Source organism: Streptomyces apocyni (assembly GCF_009739465.1).
GTDB lineage: Bacteria > Actinomycetota > Actinomycetes > Streptomycetales > Streptomycetaceae > Streptomyces > Streptomyces apocyni.
In genome coordinates this window covers 464,001-480,947 of sequence record NZ_WHOM01000036.1, presented here as the reverse complement: position 1 = coordinate 480,947, position 16,947 = coordinate 464,001, and the positions used below count along the sequence as shown (strand labels likewise).

15 protein-coding genes are annotated in these 16,947 nt (G+C 70.7%); 9 read left to right on the top strand and 6 right to left on the bottom strand.

The window, feature by feature from the left end; genetic code table 11:
- Positions 1 to 24 precede the first annotated feature (24 nt).
- From GCN81_RS05760 to GCN81_RS05745, 4 genes are all read left to right on the top strand, one after another.
- The gene (locus tag GCN81_RS05760) at positions 25 to 561 is read left to right on the top strand and encodes a (2Fe-2S)-binding protein (RefSeq protein WP_156722337.1); all 537 of its coding nucleotides are present in this window, start codon (positions 25 to 27) and stop codon (positions 559 to 561) included.
- Positions 562 to 722: 161 nt separating this feature from the next.
- On the top strand, positions 723 to 1,730 hold the full coding sequence (locus GCN81_RS05755; RefSeq protein WP_156722336.1) for an FAD binding domain-containing protein: 1,008 nt from the start codon (positions 723 to 725) through the stop codon (positions 1,728 to 1,730).
- Positions 1,727 to 3,991, top strand: a complete 2,265-nt coding sequence (locus GCN81_RS05750; RefSeq protein WP_156722335.1) for a xanthine dehydrogenase family protein molybdopterin-binding subunit — start codon at positions 1,727 to 1,729, stop codon at positions 3,989 to 3,991. The genes GCN81_RS05755 and GCN81_RS05750 overlap by 4 nt, the downstream gene beginning before the upstream one ends.
- Before the next feature lie 259 nt (positions 3,992 to 4,250).
- Entirely contained in the window at positions 4,251 to 6,275 is a 2,025-nt protein-coding gene (locus GCN81_RS05745; protein WP_156722334.1) for an ATP-binding protein, read from the top strand.
- Here GCN81_RS05745 and GCN81_RS05740 read toward each other — a convergent pair.
- The 3 genes from GCN81_RS05740 to GCN81_RS05730 all read right to left on the bottom strand — a co-directional run bounded on the left by GCN81_RS05740 (position 6,240) and on the right by GCN81_RS05730 (position 8,545).
- A complete protein-coding gene (locus tag GCN81_RS05740; RefSeq protein ID WP_156722333.1) occupies positions 6,240 to 6,851 on the bottom strand; it encodes a GNAT family N-acetyltransferase in 612 nt (203 codons plus the stop codon). The genes GCN81_RS05745 and GCN81_RS05740 overlap by 36 nt on opposite strands.
- A gap of 7 nt (positions 6,852 to 6,858) precedes the next feature.
- Positions 6,859 to 7,695 (bottom strand): hypothetical protein, encoded by an 837-nt coding sequence (locus GCN81_RS05735; protein ID WP_156722332.1) that lies wholly within the window; start codon positions 7,693 to 7,695, stop codon positions 6,859 to 6,861.
- A 127-nt stretch (positions 7,696 to 7,822) separates the two neighbouring features.
- A complete protein-coding gene (locus GCN81_RS05730; RefSeq protein ID WP_156722331.1) occupies positions 7,823 to 8,545 on the bottom strand; it encodes a hypothetical protein in 723 nt (240 codons plus the stop codon).
- Positions 8,546 to 8,807: 262 nt separating this feature from the next.
- Here GCN81_RS05730 and gcl point away from each other — a divergent pair, with 262 nt between their 5' ends.
- Positions 8,808 to 10,586, top strand: a complete 1,779-nt coding sequence (gene gcl, locus GCN81_RS05725) for a glyoxylate carboligase (protein WP_197287497.1) — start codon at positions 8,808 to 8,810, stop codon at positions 10,584 to 10,586.
- A 989-nt stretch (positions 10,587 to 11,575) separates the two neighbouring features.
- Here gcl and GCN81_RS05720 read toward each other — a convergent pair.
- The 3 genes from GCN81_RS05720 to GCN81_RS05710 all read right to left on the bottom strand — a co-directional run bounded on the left by GCN81_RS05720 (position 11,576) and on the right by GCN81_RS05710 (position 15,057).
- Positions 11,576 to 13,033, bottom strand: coding sequence for a catalase (locus GCN81_RS05720; RefSeq protein WP_156722329.1), 1,458 nt, complete (start codon positions 13,031 to 13,033; stop codon positions 11,576 to 11,578).
- A 198-nt stretch (positions 13,034 to 13,231) separates the two neighbouring features.
- Positions 13,232 to 14,131: a 2-hydroxy-3-oxopropionate reductase gene (locus GCN81_RS05715; RefSeq protein ID WP_156722328.1), complete on the bottom strand. Its 900-nt coding sequence runs from the start codon at positions 14,129 to 14,131 to the stop codon at positions 13,232 to 13,234.
- 86 nt (positions 14,132 to 14,217) lie between these two features.
- Positions 14,218 to 15,057, bottom strand: a complete 840-nt coding sequence (locus GCN81_RS05710; protein WP_156722327.1) for a TIM barrel protein — start codon at positions 15,055 to 15,057, stop codon at positions 14,218 to 14,220.
- A gap of 123 nt (positions 15,058 to 15,180) precedes the next feature.
- On the opposite strand from GCN81_RS05710, the gene GCN81_RS05705 reads away from it, so the two are divergent.
- The 4 genes from GCN81_RS05705 (at position 15,181) to uraH (ending at position 16,943) form a co-directional block, all read left to right on the top strand.
- Positions 15,181 to 15,435, top strand: a complete 255-nt coding sequence (locus GCN81_RS05705; RefSeq protein WP_156722326.1) for a hypothetical protein — start codon at positions 15,181 to 15,183, stop codon at positions 15,433 to 15,435.
- Positions 15,432 to 15,809, top strand: coding sequence for a helix-turn-helix domain-containing protein (locus GCN81_RS05700; protein WP_156722325.1), 378 nt, complete (start codon positions 15,432 to 15,434; stop codon positions 15,807 to 15,809). Before GCN81_RS05705 ends, GCN81_RS05700 begins: the two co-directional genes overlap by 4 nt.
- Positions 15,810 to 15,999: 190 nt before the next feature.
- The gene (gene uraD / locus GCN81_RS05695; RefSeq protein WP_156722324.1) at positions 16,000 to 16,536 is read left to right on the top strand and encodes a 2-oxo-4-hydroxy-4-carboxy-5-ureidoimidazoline decarboxylase; all 537 of its coding nucleotides are present in this window, start codon (positions 16,000 to 16,002) and stop codon (positions 16,534 to 16,536) included.
- A complete protein-coding gene (gene uraH, locus GCN81_RS05690; RefSeq protein WP_156722323.1) occupies positions 16,533 to 16,943 on the top strand; it encodes a hydroxyisourate hydrolase in 411 nt (136 codons plus the stop codon). The genes uraD and uraH overlap by 4 nt, the downstream gene beginning before the upstream one ends.
- The last annotated feature ends 4 nt before the right edge of the window (positions 16,944 to 16,947 follow it).

The window sequence follows — 16,947 nt, the reverse complement described above, 5'->3', positions numbered from 1 at the left end:
ACGAAGCACGAGGGAGGCACCGTCATGGCAGTGCGCACACCCGAGGCGAGCCCCGGGCCGGAGGCGGCCGAGCGTGGCCCGGGGCCGGTGAAGGTGCGGCTTGGCGTCAACGGGCGCGAGCGTGGCATCGACATCGAGCCGAGAGTCAGCCTGCTGGAGGTCCTCCGCGCGGAGCTCGATCTGACCGGCGCCAAGCGCGGCTGCGACCAGGGAACGTGTGGGGCCTGCACGGTCTGGGTGGACGGGCGCCGGGTCCTGGCCTGCCTGACCCTCGCCATCACCTGCGAGGGCCGTGAGGTCACCACCATCGAGGGTCTAGCCAGGCCCGACGGTACCGGTGACGGTCAACTCCACCCGATGCAGGAGGAGTTCATTGCCCAGGACGCCTTCCAGTGCGGCTACTGCACCCCCGGGCAGATCATGTCGGCGGTCGGCTGTGTCCAGGAAGGGCACGCCACCGACGACGCCGAGATCAAGGAGTGGATGAGCGGCAACATCTGCCGGTGCGCCGCCTACCCCCACATCAGGGCGGCCATCCGCGCGGCCCGCGACCGCGTGTGAGGACGGGCAGGACCGGCAGGACCGACAGCCCACACGAACCTCACAGAACGCGGAACGCAGACGCAGAACACACAACGCAGGACACACAACGCGGAACACAGAAACACACCACAGAGGCCGGAGGCCCCAGAGGCTGAGAGGCCCGAGAGGACCTTGCGGATATGCGACCTGTCACCTACCTACTCGCCGACGACGTCGAAGGCGCGGTGCGCACGGTCACCGCCGATCCCGACACCCACTTCCTGGCAGGCGGCACCACCGAGGTCGACCTGCTGCGCCAGAACGTACTCACCCCGCACCGCCTCGTCGACATCAACCGCCTCCCGCTGACCGGTATCGAGGCGCTGCCGGACGGCGGCGTACGCATCGGGGCCCTCGCCCGGATGAGTGAGGTGGCCGAGGACCGCGGCGTCCGGGAGCGCTTCCCGATGATCTCGCGCGCGCTCGAGCTCGGCGCATCGGCCCAGCTGCGCCACATGGCGTCCATGGGCGGCAACATGATGCAGAAGGTGCGCTGCGGCTACTACCGGGACGGCGAGTCCCCGTGCAACAAGCGCCTGCCGGGCTCCGGTTGCGCGGCCCTCACCGGAGTCAGCCGCACCCACGCAGTCCTGGGCACCAGCGAGCACTGCATCGCCACCCACCCCTCGGATGTGGCGGTGCCGCTGGTGGCCCTCGACGCCCGTATCCACACCCGCATCCACACTCGTACGGGGGACGGTGAGCGCGACCACGCCATCGGTGACTTCTTCCTGGAGCCCGGCGACACCCCGGACCGCGAGCACCCGCTGGCACACGGCGAGTTGATCACCGCTATCGAGGTGCCCGGGCTGCCGATCGCCCGTCGCTCCCTCTACCTGAAGGTGCGTGACCGCGAGTCCTACGAGTTCGCGCTCGTCTCCGTCGCCGCGGCGGTCGACATGGTCGACGGGGTGATCGGTGACGTACGGCTGGCACTCGGTGGCGTAGGGACCCGGCCCTGGCGGGCCATCCGCGCCGAGGAGTTCCTCATCGGCGCCCCGGCCATCCCCGAGAACTTCGAACAGGCCGCACGCATCGAGCTGTCCGACGCCCGTACCACCGCCATGAACGCCTTCAAGCCCGAACTCGCGCGCCGCACCCTGGTCCGGGCCCTGGAAACCCTCACCCGTGACGGGAGCCAGCGATGAGCACCAGTGCCGAGCCGTCCACCTCCCCTATCGGCCGCCCCCTGGACAGGGTCGACGGCCGCGCCAAGGTCACCGGCGCCGCCCGGTACGCGGCCGAAGTGCCGCTGCCGGACCTCACCCACGCCGTGCTCGTCGGCGCCCGCGTCGCCTGCGGGCGGATCACCTCCATCGACGCGAGCGAGGCCGAGCGTCAGACCGGCGTCCTGGCCGTCCTCACTCACGAGAACATCGGCAAGATCGCGGGTCAGCCGCCGCTTCTGCCGTCCCTCGCGGGCACGGTCGCGCCCGGGGAGACGTTCTTCCCGATGCAGAGCGATCAGATCCACTACGCCGGGCAGCAGGTCGCCCTGGTCGTCGCCGAGACCTACGAACAGGCCCTCCACGCCTCGCGCCTGGTGCGCGTCGAGTACGCCGAGCAGCCCTCTGTCACCGTCATCGACGACGCCCGCGACCAGGCGTACGAACCCGAGGCCATCTTCGCCGGGTTCATCCCCGGCCGGGCCCAACGCGGCGACGTCGCCCAGGCGTTGGAGCAGGCAGACGTCACCGTGGACAACACGTTCAGCTACGCCGCCAATCACCACAACCCGATCGAGCCATCGGCCGCCACCGCCTGGTGGGAGGGCGACCGGCTGACCCTGCACGACACGACGCAGGGCGTGACCGCCACCCAGCACACCGTCGCCGCCCTGCTCGGCATCCCGCACACCCGCATCCGCGTCGTCAGCCACTTCACCGGCGGCAGCTTCGGCGCCAAGGCCATGATCTGGCACCATCCCACGCTGGCCGCGCTCGCCGCCCGAGCCGTACACCGCCCCGTGCGCCTGGCGCTCACGCGTGAGCAGATGTTCACAGGCTGCGGGCACCGAGAGGAGCAGGAGCACCACCTGACCCTCGGCGCTGACCAGCGGGGGCGGCTCACCGCGCTGCGCCACCACAAGCTCTCCCTCACCTCGCCCTTCGACCACTGGGCCGAGCCGTCCCTCGGCGTGGTCGGGCAGATGTACGCGTGCCCCCACTACGAGGGTGCCTACCACCTCATCCGCGCCAACACGATGACGCCCACCTTCATGCGCTGCCCGGGCGAGGCCACCGGCCTGTTCTCCCTGGAGACCTCCATGGACGAACTCGCCGAGCGGCTCGGCCTGGACCCGGTGGAGCTGCGCCTGCGCAACTTCGCCGAGACCGACCCGGCTTCCGGGAAGCCGTGGTCCAGCAACGGACTTGAGGAGTGCTACCGGCGCGGCGCCGAGCGCATCGGCTGGCACCGCAGGGCCGAGCCACCGGCCAGGGACGGCGACTGGGTGATCGGCCTCGGCATGGCCGCCAGTGCCTATCCCGTGTACGGCCCCAACAACCCCGCCCGTGCGCGGGCCCGTGTGTACGCCGACGGGACCGCCGTCGTGCAGGCCGCGGTCACCGACATCGGAACCGGCGTCCTCACCGCGATGACCCAGGTCGCCGCCGAGGCTCTGTGCCTGCCGGTGGAGCGGTGCCGCTTCGAGGGCGGGGACACCGACCTTCCGCATGTGGCGGCCACCGTGGGGTCATCGGGGGCCGGCATGGTCAGTGCCGCCGTGTACGCCGCCGCCACCGAGCTGCGCGCGCAGCTCGTCGCCCGCGCCGTGGCCGACGAGGGCTCGCCGCTGCACGGCGCGGACCCGGACCACGTCGTCGTACGCGACGGCCGCATGATGCGGGGCGATGCCCCCGACACCGGCGAGAGTTACGCCGAGCTGCTGCGGCGCAACTTTCTGCCGGACTCCGAAGCCACCGGCTCCTGGGGCCCGCCCCCGCACGATGTGCCGTACGCGGCCCTCACCTTCGGCGCCCAGTTCGCCGAAGTCGCCGTCGACCCCGAGCTCGGCCTGGTCCGCGTACGCCGCCTCGCGGGCGCCTTCGCCCCCGGTCGCGTCCTCAACGCCAAGACCGCACGCAGCCAGCTGATGGGCGGCATGATCTGGGGCCTGAGCCAGGCCCTCCTTGAGGCGACCCATATGGAGCCCAACACGGGCCGCTGGGCGAACGCCAGCCTGGGCGAGTATCTGGTACCGGTCAACGCCGACGCCCCGGAGGTCGACGTCGACTTCGTCGATGTGGAGGAAAACCTGGTCAACCCGCTTGGGGTGAAGGGAGTCGGAGAGGTCGGCCAGGCGGGCGTGGCCGCGGCCATCGCCAACGCCATCCACCACGCGACCGGGCGGCGCATCCGCAAGATGCCGATCACGATCGAGGACCTCGTCGTCGCCCCCGAGGCCTGAGACACGAGAGCCGAGGCCTGAGACGCGAGGCCTGAGACGCGAGACGTGAGGGGGGTGGCCGCGTTCGTCACGCAGATGTTCGGTCGTACGCCGTGTCGAGTGGTCCGTTGGTCCGGCGCGCCACTCCGGGCGCCGTAGCGCGTTGGGGTTGCCGTGGCGTCGTTGCAGTGACGGTTCTGCACCCGGGTTTGCCGACCCCGGGCGCGCGATGTCACGCATCGATTCGATGCTGCGGCGAACTATGCGGAGGAATTCACCAGTGTGGAACAGAGTCGGCGCGCCCCTGCTCGGCCGCGAGCGGGAGTCGGGAAGCCTGGAGCGACTCCTCGTGGAGCACCGGGCGGTGACGGTGGTCGGCGGGGCTGGGGTGGGCAAGAGCCGCCTCGCCGCCGACACCCTGGCCGCGATGACGGGCGGACCGTGGCAGCGCGTGGTGCGCGTCCGGTGGGACGGCCACGGGCGCGCGACGCCCGGGGTGCTGGCCTCGGAGGTGTGCCAGGCGCTGACCGGCAGACGGCCGCGCCGGGAGGCCGACGTCGGCGGTCTGGCCGGGCAGTTGCCAGGGCCCTGCCCGCGCGTCCTGTTGTTCCTTGATGATGTCGATCCGGTCCACGCAGAGTGCACGGGTGTGGTGCAGCGCCTGCTGATGGCCGTACCGACACTGCGGGTATTGGTGACCTCGCGGCGGGCCCTGGGCCTCGGCGACGAGCGCGTACTGCGGCTGGCGCCGCTGAGTACCGAGGTCGCCCCGGGTGAGACAGCGGGGGATGAGCGAACGGGGAGTGGGCCAGCAGGGGATGAGCGAACGGGGAATGGGCCAGCGGGGGATGAGCCAGCGGGCGCGCGCGGGCGTGCGCCCGCCGTCGAACTGTTCCTCGCGCGGGCGCGTGCCGTCGTGCGGGACTTCCGCGCTGACGACGCCGCCCTGCGGGACGTGGCGGCGATCTGCCGGGCCGTGGAGGGGGTGCCCCTCGCGATCGAGCTGGCCGCGCGCCAGGTGACCCAGTACCCCGTCGGCCAGCTCGCGGAGCTGGTGGAGCGCCGCCAGTGCTGGCTCAGCAACCCGCACGCCGCCATCCGACGGCACCGGTCGCTGCGGGACGCCGTCGGGGCAAGCTATGTGCTGGGCGAACGGGCGGTGCGGGCGGTGTGGGGGCGGGCCAGCGTCTTCGCCGGGGACTTCGAGGAGTCGACGGCCGTGTTCGTGTGTGCGGGTGGCGGCGTCGAGCCGCACCAAGTACCCGGCTGCCTGGCTCAGTTGGCCGCGATGGCCGTACTGGAGCCGGTGTGCGACCCCGGTGGGCTGCGCCGCCCCCGGTACCGGATGACCCGGGCCGCCCGGGACTTCGGCGCGGAACGGCTCGCGGAGGCCGGGGAGTTCGCGGTCGCGGCGGAGCGGCGTACGCTCCACTGCCAGCGGGTCGCGGCGGTCGCCGAGAGCCTGTGGAGCGCCGGTTGCCAGTCCCAGGCCGTACGACTGGTCCAGGCCGAACAGGACGACCTCAGGACCCTGGTGCACGAGGCGCCGACGCGGGCGGACGACGCGGCGGCGGCCCTGGAGGCGGTCCTCAACCTGTGGTTCTGGTGGGCTGTCCACGACACGGCCGAAGAAGGGCGCGGGCTCCTCCTGCGGCTGCTGCCCCGCTGCCCCCCGGACAGCCCGCTCGTCGCGCGCGGCCTGTGGCTCGCGGCCTGGCTGACCGCCGTCAGTGACCCTCGCGAAGCCCGGGACCTGCTGGGGCGGGCCTGGCCAGCGGCGGTCCTGGCCGGTGACGACGCGACTGTCGGCCGGATCGCCCATGTCCAGGGCGTGTTGGCCCTGCACCGGGGCGACGAGCGGGCCGCCGCCGCGCACTTCCAGGAGGCCGCGCGGACCATCCCGGCCACGGCGCCGGGCGGTCCCGCACCCGCCGTGAGTCTGGCCGCCCTGGCGTTGGCCCAGAGCGGCTTCGCTCCCGGCGCCGCGTGGGCCAGCGCACGCCGGGCGCTGGCGCAGCCCGGCATCGAGGGCGACGCCTGGGCCTGCGTCGTGGCCCGCTATGCCCGCGCGTACGTCGATCACCAGCAGGGACGCAGCGGCCGCGCCTGGCACCGGGCGCGCCGGGTGCTCGCCGCGCTGGACGAGAGCCTCCCCGCGCCGTGCGGCGTGGTGGCGCTACGGCAACTGATCGCCGACATCGAAGCCGGAGCCGGAGCCCACGGGCGGGCACCCCGGCTCACCCTCCCTCGGGCCCGTACCGCCACGCCCTCACCGGTCCTGGCCGGAATCGCGACAGCCCGCTGACCCGGCCCGCCGCCCGCTGACCGCCCTACGCATACAGACCCGGGGCCACCGGTCCAGGCCGTGTTCGGCCTCCTGGGCGCGTATCTTCCGCAGGCCCGGGGGCAGTTCGGCTTCTTCGAGGGTGGTGAAGCCAAGCCGGGCGTAGTACGGAGCGTTCCACGGCACCTCGGCGAACGTCGTCAACGTGAGGGCGGTCAGCCCCTCCTCGTACGCGCGGTCGGCGGCGTAGGCGAGGAGAGCGCGGCCCAGGCCACGGCCCGCGTGGTCCGGGTGCACGGAGACCTGCTCGATGTGCAGGGCGGCGTCGACGGGTTCGGCGATCAGATACGCGCAAGGGATCGCGGGCGCACCAGGCGGCGCGCCGGGCGATGCACCCGGCTGCGCAGGCGACGCATCAGGCTCGTCCACCGCCACCCAGGCGCGGCCCGCTCGCCGGAACTCCTCCAGCAGCTCGAGGCCGGGTGGCTCGTCGTCGGCGATCTCCCCCATGCCGAGGTCGCGGAAGGGCGCGCCCGCGGCGCGCTCGATGCCTTGCAGTACGGGGAGTTCGGCGGCCGTCGCTCGGCGGATGCGCATAGTCCGATTATGCGTCGCGCCACCACGGCGAGCGGACCACTTCGTTGTGCGAGACAGCGCAGTTGACGCCGTTGACCACCTCGCCGCCCTCGATGTCCCAGCCGACCACGCCGGTCCCCTTGCGGCCGAGCTCCACCACCCTGGCCCGCTCGGTGCCCTGTCCCGTGTTGACATCGCACTCCAGGACGGTGGTCCAGGACCGGCCGTCCAGCGCCGACACGGCCGCGAGGAGCGGCAGGACCAGTACGGCGAGCGTCAGCGCGACCCACCGGGACGCCTCCGCCGCGTGCTCCCGCCAGCCGCTGGGCGCGGTGTGCGAGGAGCGCGTACGGGTGCGGTCTCCGCTGCCGGCCGCGTGGCGGCGGCCCGTACGGTACTCGGCGATCACCCCGAGCCGTAGCGCCTCAGCGGCGACCGCCACCCCGACACCCCACCACAGCCCGTGGAACGCGCCGACCAGCAGGCCGAAGGTGACGGGCACGACGGACGCGGTCGCCACGGGGACGGCCAGCGGGACCGCCGCCCGCAGCTGGGCGCCGCCACGGGCGGCGAAGTAGGCGAACGAGGCATGCGAGACGACGACCGCCAGGACCGAGAAGAGCAGCGGTTCATAGAGCAGCATGCCGATCACGACGTCCGGCCAGTTGGCGGGCTCCATCGACAAGAACGCCTCGCGCGCCTGACTGCCCCCGCCCAGCGTCCAGGTGAGTTTGAGCACGGGCACGGCGAGGACGACGGCGACCAGGACCAGGTGGCCGGGTCCGCCCTTGAGGTCGGCCGCCCGCTCGCTGGCGCCTTCGCTGGTCGCGGTCGCCGTCGTGGGCGCCTTCGCACTGTCGCTCATGGCGTCAGTCTCGGCGCGATGGCGTCCTGAGGCCGGGCGACGCGCGGGCGGCGGTCGCGCGTCGCCTGCCGTCAGCCGTCAGCCGTCTGTCGTCTGTCGTCTGTCGTCTGTCGCTCCAGCGTGCTGGTCACGCTCCCGTGCTGAACAATTCATCCGCTGAGCTGTTCACCGGCTGCGGGGTGCCCGTGAGGTCGAGGACGAACAGCGGGACGCCCAGCGCGTCAGCGCGGCCGCGGGCCTCGTCGGTGTACCCGGCCAGGGAGAAGTAGACGCCGATCGCGGACGCGTTGAGTCCGGTCAGCCACACGCACTCCACGTCGCGCGGCGTCGCGGGCCGCGTCGACGGCTCGACCTGGGCCACCAGGCCGGTCGCCCCGAGCCCGACCCCGGAGGGCGCCCGTGACGCGGCGCCGCGTACGTCGCGATAACCGAGCCACTTCAGATACCGCGCGGCGGCGGTCACGGCGTCCTGTGCGGTACGGATCGTCATCGGGTGGAACGCGGGGCGCGGCACCGGCTGGGTGCGCGGCAGCGGGATGTGCGAGGGCGACCTCGCGCTGGTGTCGCTGGTCGGGTCGGGCCTGGTGGGCGCGGGCTGCACCGGGATACGGAGCACCACACCGCAGACGCACCCCAGCTCCGGCTGCGGCCACTGGTCGCGCTGTCCGCAGGCCGGGCAGCGCACGGTGACCCAGTCGTCAGCCCAGGTGCGGTGGGTGATCGGCGCCGGAGGCGCGCCTCGCCGTATCGGCGGGGCCACGGGCGTGCCGCAGCTGCAGGGAAACGCCTGGGGTGCGTAGCTGTGCTCCCGACGGCAGGCCGGGCATCGCACCGGCACGCTCTCGCCCATGGCGGCGGCCCCCTCGATGTGAGTCGTCAGATGTGAGTCGTCCTCTGGATGCGTTCTGTGTGCCCATCGTGCGCCCGGAGTGAACCCTCCGGAAGGCACTTCGGGCCATCTCCTCGGGGTCCTCCGGGTTTTTGGGCCTTGACGACCTGGTTGACCTCCCCATACATTGCTTCCGTATTGCAGAACATTACTTTCGCATCGTGAAAGTTACGGAAGTGCGAGAGTGCCCGACAGATCGACGCAGGAGTAATCGATGCCTCGAATGACAGCCGCCGCGGCGGCAGTGGAGATCCTCAAGCGCGAGGGCGTTACGAACGCGTTCGGTGTGCCGGGCGCCGCGATCAACCCGTTCTACAAGGCCCTTCAGCAGGTCGGCGGGGTCGACCACACGCTGGCCCGGCACGTCGAGGGCGCCTCGCACATGGCCGAGGGCTACACCCGCACCCACCCCGGCAACATCGGCGTCTGCATCGGCACGTCGGGTCCCGCGGGCACCGACATGATCACCGGGCTCTACTCCGCCACCGGTGACTCCATTCCGATCCTGTGCATCACCGGCCAGGCGCCCAGCCACCTCCTGCACAAGGAGGACTTCCAGGCCGTCGACATCGCCTCGATCGCCAAGCCGCTCACCAAGATGGCCGTGACCGTCCTGGAGGCCGCGCAGGTTCCGGGCGTCTTCCAGCAGGCCTTCCACCTGATGCGCTCCGGCCGTCCGGGGCCGGTCCTGATCGACCTGCCGATCGACGTCCAGCTGGCCGAGATCGAGTTCGACCCCGACACGTACGAGCCGCTGCCGGTCTACAAGCCGTCCGCGACCCGTGCCCAGATCGAGAAGGCGATCTCCTTCCTGCTGGAGTCCGAGCGCCCGCTGATCGTCGCCGGTGGCGGCATCATCAACGCCGACGCCTCGGACCTGCTGGTCGAGTTCGCCGAGATCACCGGCACCCCGGTCGTCCCGACCCTGATGGGCTGGGGCACCATCCCCGACGACCACGACCTGAACGCGGGCATGGTCGGTCAGCAGACCGGCCACCGCTACGGCAACGCCACGTTCCTGGAGTCGGACTTCGTCCTGGGCATCGGCAACCGCTGGGCCAACCGCCACACCGGCTACAAGCTGGACGTGTACCGCGAGGGCCGCAAGTTCGTCCACGTCGACATCGAGCCGACCCAGATCGGCAAGATCTTCGCCCCGGACTACGGCATCGCCTCCGACGCCAAGGACGCGCTGAAGCTGTTCGTCGAGGTCGCCAAGGAGCTGAAGGCCGCGGGCAAGCTCCCCGACCGCTCCGCGTGGATCGCCTCGCACCTGGAGCGCAAGGGCACCCTGCAGCGCCGTACGCACTTCGACAACGTGCCCATGAAGCCGCAGCGCGTCTACGAGGAGATGAACAAGGCCTTCGGCCCCGACACGCGCTACGTCACCACCATCGGCCTGTCGCAGATCGCGGGCGCGCAGATGCTGCACGTCTACAAGCCGCGGCACTGGATCAACTGCGGCCAGGCGGGCCCGCTCGGCTGGACCATCCCGGCCGCGCTGGGTGTCGCGACCGCCGACCCGGAGACCCAGGTCGTCGCCCTCTCCGGCGACTACGACTTCCAGTTCATGATCGAAGAGCTGGCCGTCGGCGCGCAGCACCGCATCCCGTACGTGCACGTCCTGGTCAACAACGCCTACCTCGGCCTGATCCGCCAGGCGCAGGTCGGCCTGGACATCAACTTCCAGGTGAACCTGGAATTCGAGAACCAGAACTCCCCGGAGCTGGGCGTCTACGGCGTCGACCACGTCAAGGTCGCCGAGGGCCTGGGCTGCAAGGCCATCCGCGTCACCGAGCCCGACCAGCTGCTGCCCGCCTTCGAGGAGGCCAAGAAGCTGGCGCAGGAGTACCGGGTGCCGGTCGTCGTCGAGGCGATCCTGGAGCGGATCACCAATATCGCGATGAGCCCGACCGCGGACATCAGCGCCGTCAAGGAGTTCGAGGAGCTGGCGACCGAGCCGGGCCACGCGCCCACGGCGATCCGCCCGATCACGGCCTGACGGCCCGCGTCACCCGCACCACACAGGGGCGGTCCACCCGGAGGGGGTGGACCGCCCCTGTGGCGTGTCTGCGGCCTCTGGCGGGGAGCGTACGAGGAGGGCGCGCGGGCGGAGAGTACGGGGGAGGGGCGGGCCTTACGAGGCCGCACCCGTAGCCTCGCACCGCCTCACCCGCAGCCCCCACCCTTGGACTCAACCACAGCCGCAGCCGCCACAACCTCCGCCTCCGCTTCCGCCTCCCCCTCCGCACCCGCTACCGCCCCCGCCACAGCCGCCGCCGCTGTTGTTCTTGCTGCCGCTGTCCCTGTAGTCGCTGTTGGTGCCACCGGCCTTCGCGTCCCCACGCTGAGCCCCGTCGACCCACCAGCTACCCGCCACCGCGCCCCCTGCGGCCGTACCGGCCGCGCGCTGGGACTTCGTACTCCCGCGTTCGCGTGGCGGCGAGGCTCGCGCCCGCCAGTACATGGCCCCCGTACCTAACCCGATGACGGCCACTACCCCTATGGCCCAAGCGAGTTCACCCATGCGCCAAGTCTGCCAGCGCAAGGGTGCGAGAAGGTGACGGCATGGCAAAGCGCCGAGTACGGGACCGTCCGTACTCGGCGCTCTGGTGTGTGGGGAGGGGTGTGGTGTTGCGTGTGTGTGGGGGAGGGAGGTGGTTACCGTCCGACGGCGCGAGGCTGGCGCGACAGGACATTCGTGCCGCCGGACGGAGTCTGGGTTCCCGCGAGGCCCACGAAGGGGCCGTACGGGGAGAGTTGGCTGGGGCCGCGGCGGATGCGATGGAACAGTCGCGCCCTCCCCTCAGGTCGAGAAGGGCGCCGCTGGACCTTTACCACCGCACTAGCTCGCACACCGCCGCGGACCCGTGCCTGTCCGCCGGAGCGGACCGCCCGCTTCGCGTACCACCCCTCATCCGGGTGCGCGGCGCGGGCACGCGCCTGGGGCCTGACCTCCCGTCATGCCCCAAGCGCAGCTTGTGAGTTGGCTCAGTCGTCGCGCAGGGCGCGCACGGCCTCCTCGACGCGCTTGCCGTAGTCGGCGTCCGCGGCGTGGAAGTGAGCCAGGTTCTTCTCGATGACGTCCTCGCGGGAGACTTGCGAGAGGCCACCGGCGATGTTGGCCACCAGGCGGCCCTTCTCGTCCTCGGACATCAGGCGGTAGAGCTCACCGGCCTGGAAGAAGTGGTCGTCCTTGGTGTGCAGCGGCGCCTCGTGGGTGCCGGTGTAGCCGCTGACCGCCAGCGGGGCGGACAGCGCCTGGCCGGTCTCGGCCGGGCCGTCGTACGAGTTGGGCTCGTAGTTCTTGCGGTCGCGCGGGTAGGCGTTGGACGCCATAAGGCCGTCGCGGCCGTAGTTGTCGGCCTGGGCCGCCTTGGGGGCGTTGACCGCCAGCTGGGTGTGGTTGACGCCCAGGCGGTAGCGGTGCGCGTCCGCGTAGGCGAACAGGCGGCCCTGGAGCATCTTGTCGGGCGACGGACCGATGCCCGGAACGAAGTTGTTCGGCGAGAACGCGGCCTGCTCGACCTCGGCGAACACGTTATCCGGGTTGCGGTCCAGGACCAGGCGGCCCACGCGCTGCAGCGGGTAGTCCGCGTGCGGCCACACCTTGGTGAGGTCGAACGGGTTGAAGCGGTAGTCGGCCGCCTCAGCCGCGGGCATCACCTGCACGTACAGCGTCCAGGACGGGTTCACGCCGCGCTCGATGGCCTGCAGCAGGTCCGTCTGGTGGCTGTTGGGGTCCTTGCCCGCCTGCTCGGCGCCCTGCTCGGACGACAGGCAGCGGATGCCCTGGTTCGTCTTGAAGTGGTACTTGACGAAGAAGGCCTCACCCTGGGCGTTGGTCCACTGGTAGGTGTGGGAGCCGTAGCCGTTCATGTGCCGGTACGAGGCGGGGATGCCGCGGTCGCCCATCAGCCAGGTGATCTGGTGCGTCGCCTCGGGGGCGTGGGCCCAGAAGTCCCAGACGTTGTCCGCCTCCTGCTTGCCCGTGAACGGGTCACGCTTCTGGGAGTGGATGAAGTCCGGGAACTTGATGGGGTCCTTGATGAAGAAGACCGGGGTGTTGTTGCCGACGAGGTCGTAGTTGCCCTCTTCGGTGTAGAACTTCAGCGCGAAACCGCGCGGGTCACGGACGGCGTCCGCGCCACCGAGGTTGTCGGCCACCGTCGAGAAGCGCAGGAACGTCTCGGTGCGCTTGCCGACGGTGCTCAGGAAGTCGGCGGAGGTGAAGCCGGTGACGTCGTCGGTCACCTCGAAGTAGCCGTACGCGCCGGAGCCACGGGCGTGCACCACGCGCTCCGGGATGCGCTCGCGGTTGAACCGCGCCAGCTTCTCAAGGAGCTGCTGGTCCTGGAGCAGGAGCGGGCCACCGACGCCGGCGGTGGCGGAGTTCTGATTGTCGGCGACCGGGGCGCCAGACTCGGTCGTAAGCACGCGCTTCGACATGGTGACCTTCCGTGCGGGATCTACTGAGCGGAACAGAAGTTCCGCGATGTGGAGCGTAGGTTCGAGGTGAACCGAACGTCAACAGTTTGTTGAATTAGTGTTCCGGGTGGTGCCGGTGCCTGGGCGCGACAGGACAGGTGTCAGCACCGGCACCACCCGGAGATCTGGGGACCCCGGAGGGTCAGTGGGGCAGCGAGGTCAGCTCGCGACCTGCTGGCCGGAGAGGCGCTCGACCGAGCGCAGCAGCGCGGAGTGGTCCAGGCCGCCGTCGCCCTGGGCGCGCAGCGAGGCGACCAGCTGGGCCACCACACCGCCGACCGGCAGGGCGGCACCGACATTGCGGGCGGCGTCGGTGACGATGCCCATGTCCTTGTGGTGCAGGTCGATGCGGAAGCCCGGCTTGAAGTCGCGCTTCAGGAAGTTGTCCTTCTTGCGGGTGAGGACGGTCGATCCGGCCAGGCCGCCGTTCAGGACGTCCAGCGCGGCGGCGAGGTCCACGCCCGACTTCTCGAGGAAGACCACGGCCTCGGCGCAGGCCTGGATGTTGACCGCGACGATCAGCTGGTTGGCGGCCTTCACCGTCTGGCCGGAGCCGTGCGGGCCACACAGGACGATGGTCTTGCCGAGCGCCTCGAGGAGGGGCTTGGCCTCGTCGAAGTCGGCCTGCTCGCCACCGACCATGATCGACAGTACGGCCTCGATGGCACCGGCCTCGCCGCCGGAGACGGGGGCGTCGATGACGCGGATGCCCTTCTCCTTGGCGTTCTTGGCCAGGTCGACGGAGGTCTGCGGGGTGATCGAGGACATGTCCACGATCAGGGCGCCGGACTTCGCGTTCTCCAGGATGCCGTCAGGGCCGTAGGCGATGGCCTCGACCTGCGGGGACGCGGGCACCATCGTGACGATCACGTCGGCGTCCTTGACGGCCTCGGCGATCGACGTGGCGGCGGTGCCACCGGCGGCCGCGAGGCGGTCCAGCTTGTCCTGCTCCAGGGTGAAGCCGGTCACCTGGTAACCGGCCTTGAGCAGGTTCTCGGACATGGGGGAGCCCATGATGCCGAGGCCGATCCAGGCGATCTTGGGGAGGTTGTTGCTCATGAGGGTGTCTCCTAGAAACTCTGTGGTGCGTAAGTCAGCGCGTGGCCGTGTCCAGCGTCTGGCGTCCGGCCGTCGAGCGCGGGCCGTCAGCGTGCGGCGCGCGCCTCGGCCGGGAGCCAGCCGAAGCTCTCGGTGCTCGACTGGTCGCCGGCCTTGTACTCCAGGCCGACCCAGCCGTCGTAACCGGCCTTCTTCAGCTGGTCGAGAAGGTCCTCGAGCGGCAGGTCTCCGGTGCCCGGCGCGCCACGGCCCGGGTTGTCGGCGATCTGCACATGCCCGGTCTTGGCGGTGTACTTCTCGATGACCTCGGGGAGGTTCTCGCCGTTCATGGACAGGTGGTAAAGGTCCATCAGGAACTTGGCGTTGCCCAGGCCCGTGGCGGCGTTGACGGCGTCCACGACCTCGATGGCCTTGGGGGCGCTCACGATCGGGCAGAGCGGCGACTCGGGCTTGTTCAGGGCCTCGATCAGCAGGATCGCGCCGACGCGGTGGGCGGCGCGGGCCGCGATCTGGAGGTTCTCCAGTGCGAGCGCGTCCTGCTCGGCCGGGTCCACACCCTCGACGCGGTTGCCGTAGAGCGCGTTGAGCGCCTTGCAGCCGACCGACGCGGCGAAGTCCGCGGCGATGTCGATGTTCGCGCGGAACTTCTCCGACTCCTCGCCGGGGATGGACAGCGCGCCACGGTCAGGACCGGGCAGCTGGCCAGCGTAGAAGTTGAGCCCGACCAACTGGACGCCCGCGTCCTCAAGAGCCGACTTCAGGGCGTCGAGCTCGGACTGCGCCGGGGTGGGGGAGTCAACCCAGGGCCACCACAGCTCCACCGCGGTGAAGCCCGCCGCGGCGGCGGCCGCGGGACGCTCCAGAAGCGGGAGCTCCGTGTAGAGGATCGACAGGTTGACGTTGAAGCGCTGGTCCGTGAATCCCATGAGGGTCGGCGCTCCCTTCCGTATAGCGGAAAGTTGTTTCTACCTGATGGAAGATTGCCTGTGGTCCCGGTCGGCTGTCAAGTGGGACTCCGCAAATCTGCGAACGCGCAGTAGGTTGACCGCGTGCGATTGAGAGTGGAGTTCACGACCGAGCCCTTCGACCTTGAAGAGGCGCCCACCCACGCGGTGGTCGCCCGTGACGTCATCCAGGCGGCCGAACTGGACGCCGTGGACGTCGGCCCCTTCGGCAACACCGCCGAGGGTGGCGCCGACGCGGTGCTGACCGCCGTCGACGCCCTGCTGCGTAAGTCCCTGGCGGCCGGGGCCACCCGGGTCTCGCTCCAGGTGAACGTCGTCGGAGAGGAGGAGGGGCGGTGACCGAGCCTCGCGACCACCCCTTCGTCACGGCCGTGAAGCCGCTCGTCGACGCCATGGGCGGCGAGCTGCTCAGCCCCCAGGAGGCGGACGGGGACGACGTCGTCCTCGCCTGGGAGGGTGAAGACGTCCTCGCGGTCCGGCTGCCCCAGCTCGCGGACTCCCTGGACCGCATCCTGGCCGCCCTGGAGCGCAAGCACGGCAGGCCGCTCTCCGAGCTGGACCGCAAGGCGAAGCAGGAGGTCGTACGGATACTCGAGGGGCGCGGCGCCTTCTCCGTACGGCACGGCGTGGAGACGGTGGCCGGGGCCCTCGGAGTGTCCCGCTTCACCGTCTACAACTACCTGAACCGGGAGAACGCGGCGAAGGGCGAGTAGCGAGGAGCGGGTAGTGAGGACCGCCAGCGCTGGCAGTCAGGCCCGCCGTCACGGAACGTAGAGGAGTCGTCGCCCGAGTCGTCGGGCGGTGGCTCCTTTGTTCAATTGATTTCAACAAAGTGTTGACGTCGTGTTCCGGAAGGTCTTAGCTAATCCCAGCCCGTCCAGAACAAGCCACGGAGGCTAACCCGTGACTTCAGGTACCACACCGGGTCTCACCCGGTTCAACGCCTTGGAGGAGACTGCGGCCGCCGCAGAGCTCCACGAGGTGTGCGCCAGTTCGGCCTGGGGGAGCAAACTGCTCGCCCAGCGCCCGTACGCCACCGTCGAATCCCTCTTCGCCGCCAGCGACGCCGCCATGGCCGAGCTGACCACGGCGGATCTGGAAGAAGCGATGGCGGGGCACCCGCCGATCGGGCGCCCGAAGCCCGGGGACCCGACCTCGTCGCGCGAACAGCGCGGCATGGCCGGAGCCTCCGAAGAGCTCAAGCGGGAGCTGCTCGAACTCAACCTGGCCTACCAGGACAAGTTCGGTCACGTCTTCCTGATCTGCGCCACCGGCGCCACCGGTGAGCAGATGCTCGCGGCTCTCAAAGCCCGGATCGAGAACACCGCCGAGCAGGAGCGGGCCATCGTCCGCACCGAACTCGGCAAGATCAACCGCATCCGGCTGACCCGGCTCGTAGAGCAGCGGTCCGCAGAGCAGCAGGAAGAAGGCAACCGATGAGCACCGACACCACCGCTTCGGTGTCCACGCACATCCTGGACACCAGCATCGGCCGCCCCGCCGAGGCCGTGGCCATCTCGCTCGCCGCCCGCAGCGGCAGCGACCAGGAATGGGTCACGCTCGGCGGTTCCGCGACCGACGCGGACGGGCGCTGCAAGGACCTCCCGGCGCTGCCGGAGGGCATCACCCACGTACGCCTCGACTTCGAGACCGAGGCGTACTTCGCGCACCAGCCCCAACACCACGCCAACCAGCAAGCCGAGGCGCAGCAGGACGCCCCCCGCGTAAGGGACAGCGGTGCGTTCTTCCCGGAGGTGGCGATCACTTTCGCCGTCAAGCCGGGCGAGCACTATCACGTACCGCTGCTGCTCAACCCGTTCGGCTACTCCGTTTACCGAGGGAGCTAGCAGA

Excerpts from the sequence above, each read along its gene's own strand:
- GCN81_RS05715 (WP_156722328.1), bottom strand. The coding sequence starts at position 14,131 with ATGAGCAACAACCTCCCCAAGATCGCCTGGATCGGCCTCGGCATCATG.
- GCN81_RS05735 (WP_156722332.1), bottom strand. The coding sequence starts at position 7,695 with ATGAGCGACAGTGCGAAGGCGCCCACGACGGCGACCGCGACCAGCGAA.
- uraH (WP_156722323.1), top strand. The coding sequence starts at position 16,533 with ATGAGCACCGACACCACCGCTTCGGTGTCCACGCACATCCTGGACACC.
- GCN81_RS05720 (WP_156722329.1), bottom strand. The coding sequence starts at position 13,033 with ATGTCGAAGCGCGTGCTTACGACCGAGTCTGGCGCCCCGGTCGCCGAC.
- GCN81_RS05730 (WP_156722331.1), bottom strand. The coding sequence starts at position 8,545 with ATGGGCGAGAGCGTGCCGGTGCGATGCCCGGCCTGCCGTCGGGAGCAC.
- GCN81_RS05710 (WP_156722327.1), bottom strand. The coding sequence starts at position 15,057 with ATGGGATTCACGGACCAGCGCTTCAACGTCAACCTGTCGATCCTCTAC.
- GCN81_RS05760 (WP_156722337.1), top strand. The coding sequence starts at position 25 with ATGGCAGTGCGCACACCCGAGGCGAGCCCCGGGCCGGAGGCGGCCGAG.
- gcl (WP_197287497.1), top strand. The coding sequence starts at position 8,808 with ATGACAGCCGCCGCGGCGGCAGTGGAGATCCTCAAGCGCGAGGGCGTT.
- GCN81_RS05740 (WP_156722333.1), bottom strand. The coding sequence starts at position 6,851 with ATGCGCATCCGCCGAGCGACGGCCGCCGAACTCCCCGTACTGCAAGGC.
- GCN81_RS05750 (WP_156722335.1), top strand. The coding sequence starts at position 1,727 with ATGAGCACCAGTGCCGAGCCGTCCACCTCCCCTATCGGCCGCCCCCTG.
- GCN81_RS05755 (WP_156722336.1), top strand. The coding sequence starts at position 723 with ATGCGACCTGTCACCTACCTACTCGCCGACGACGTCGAAGGCGCGGTG.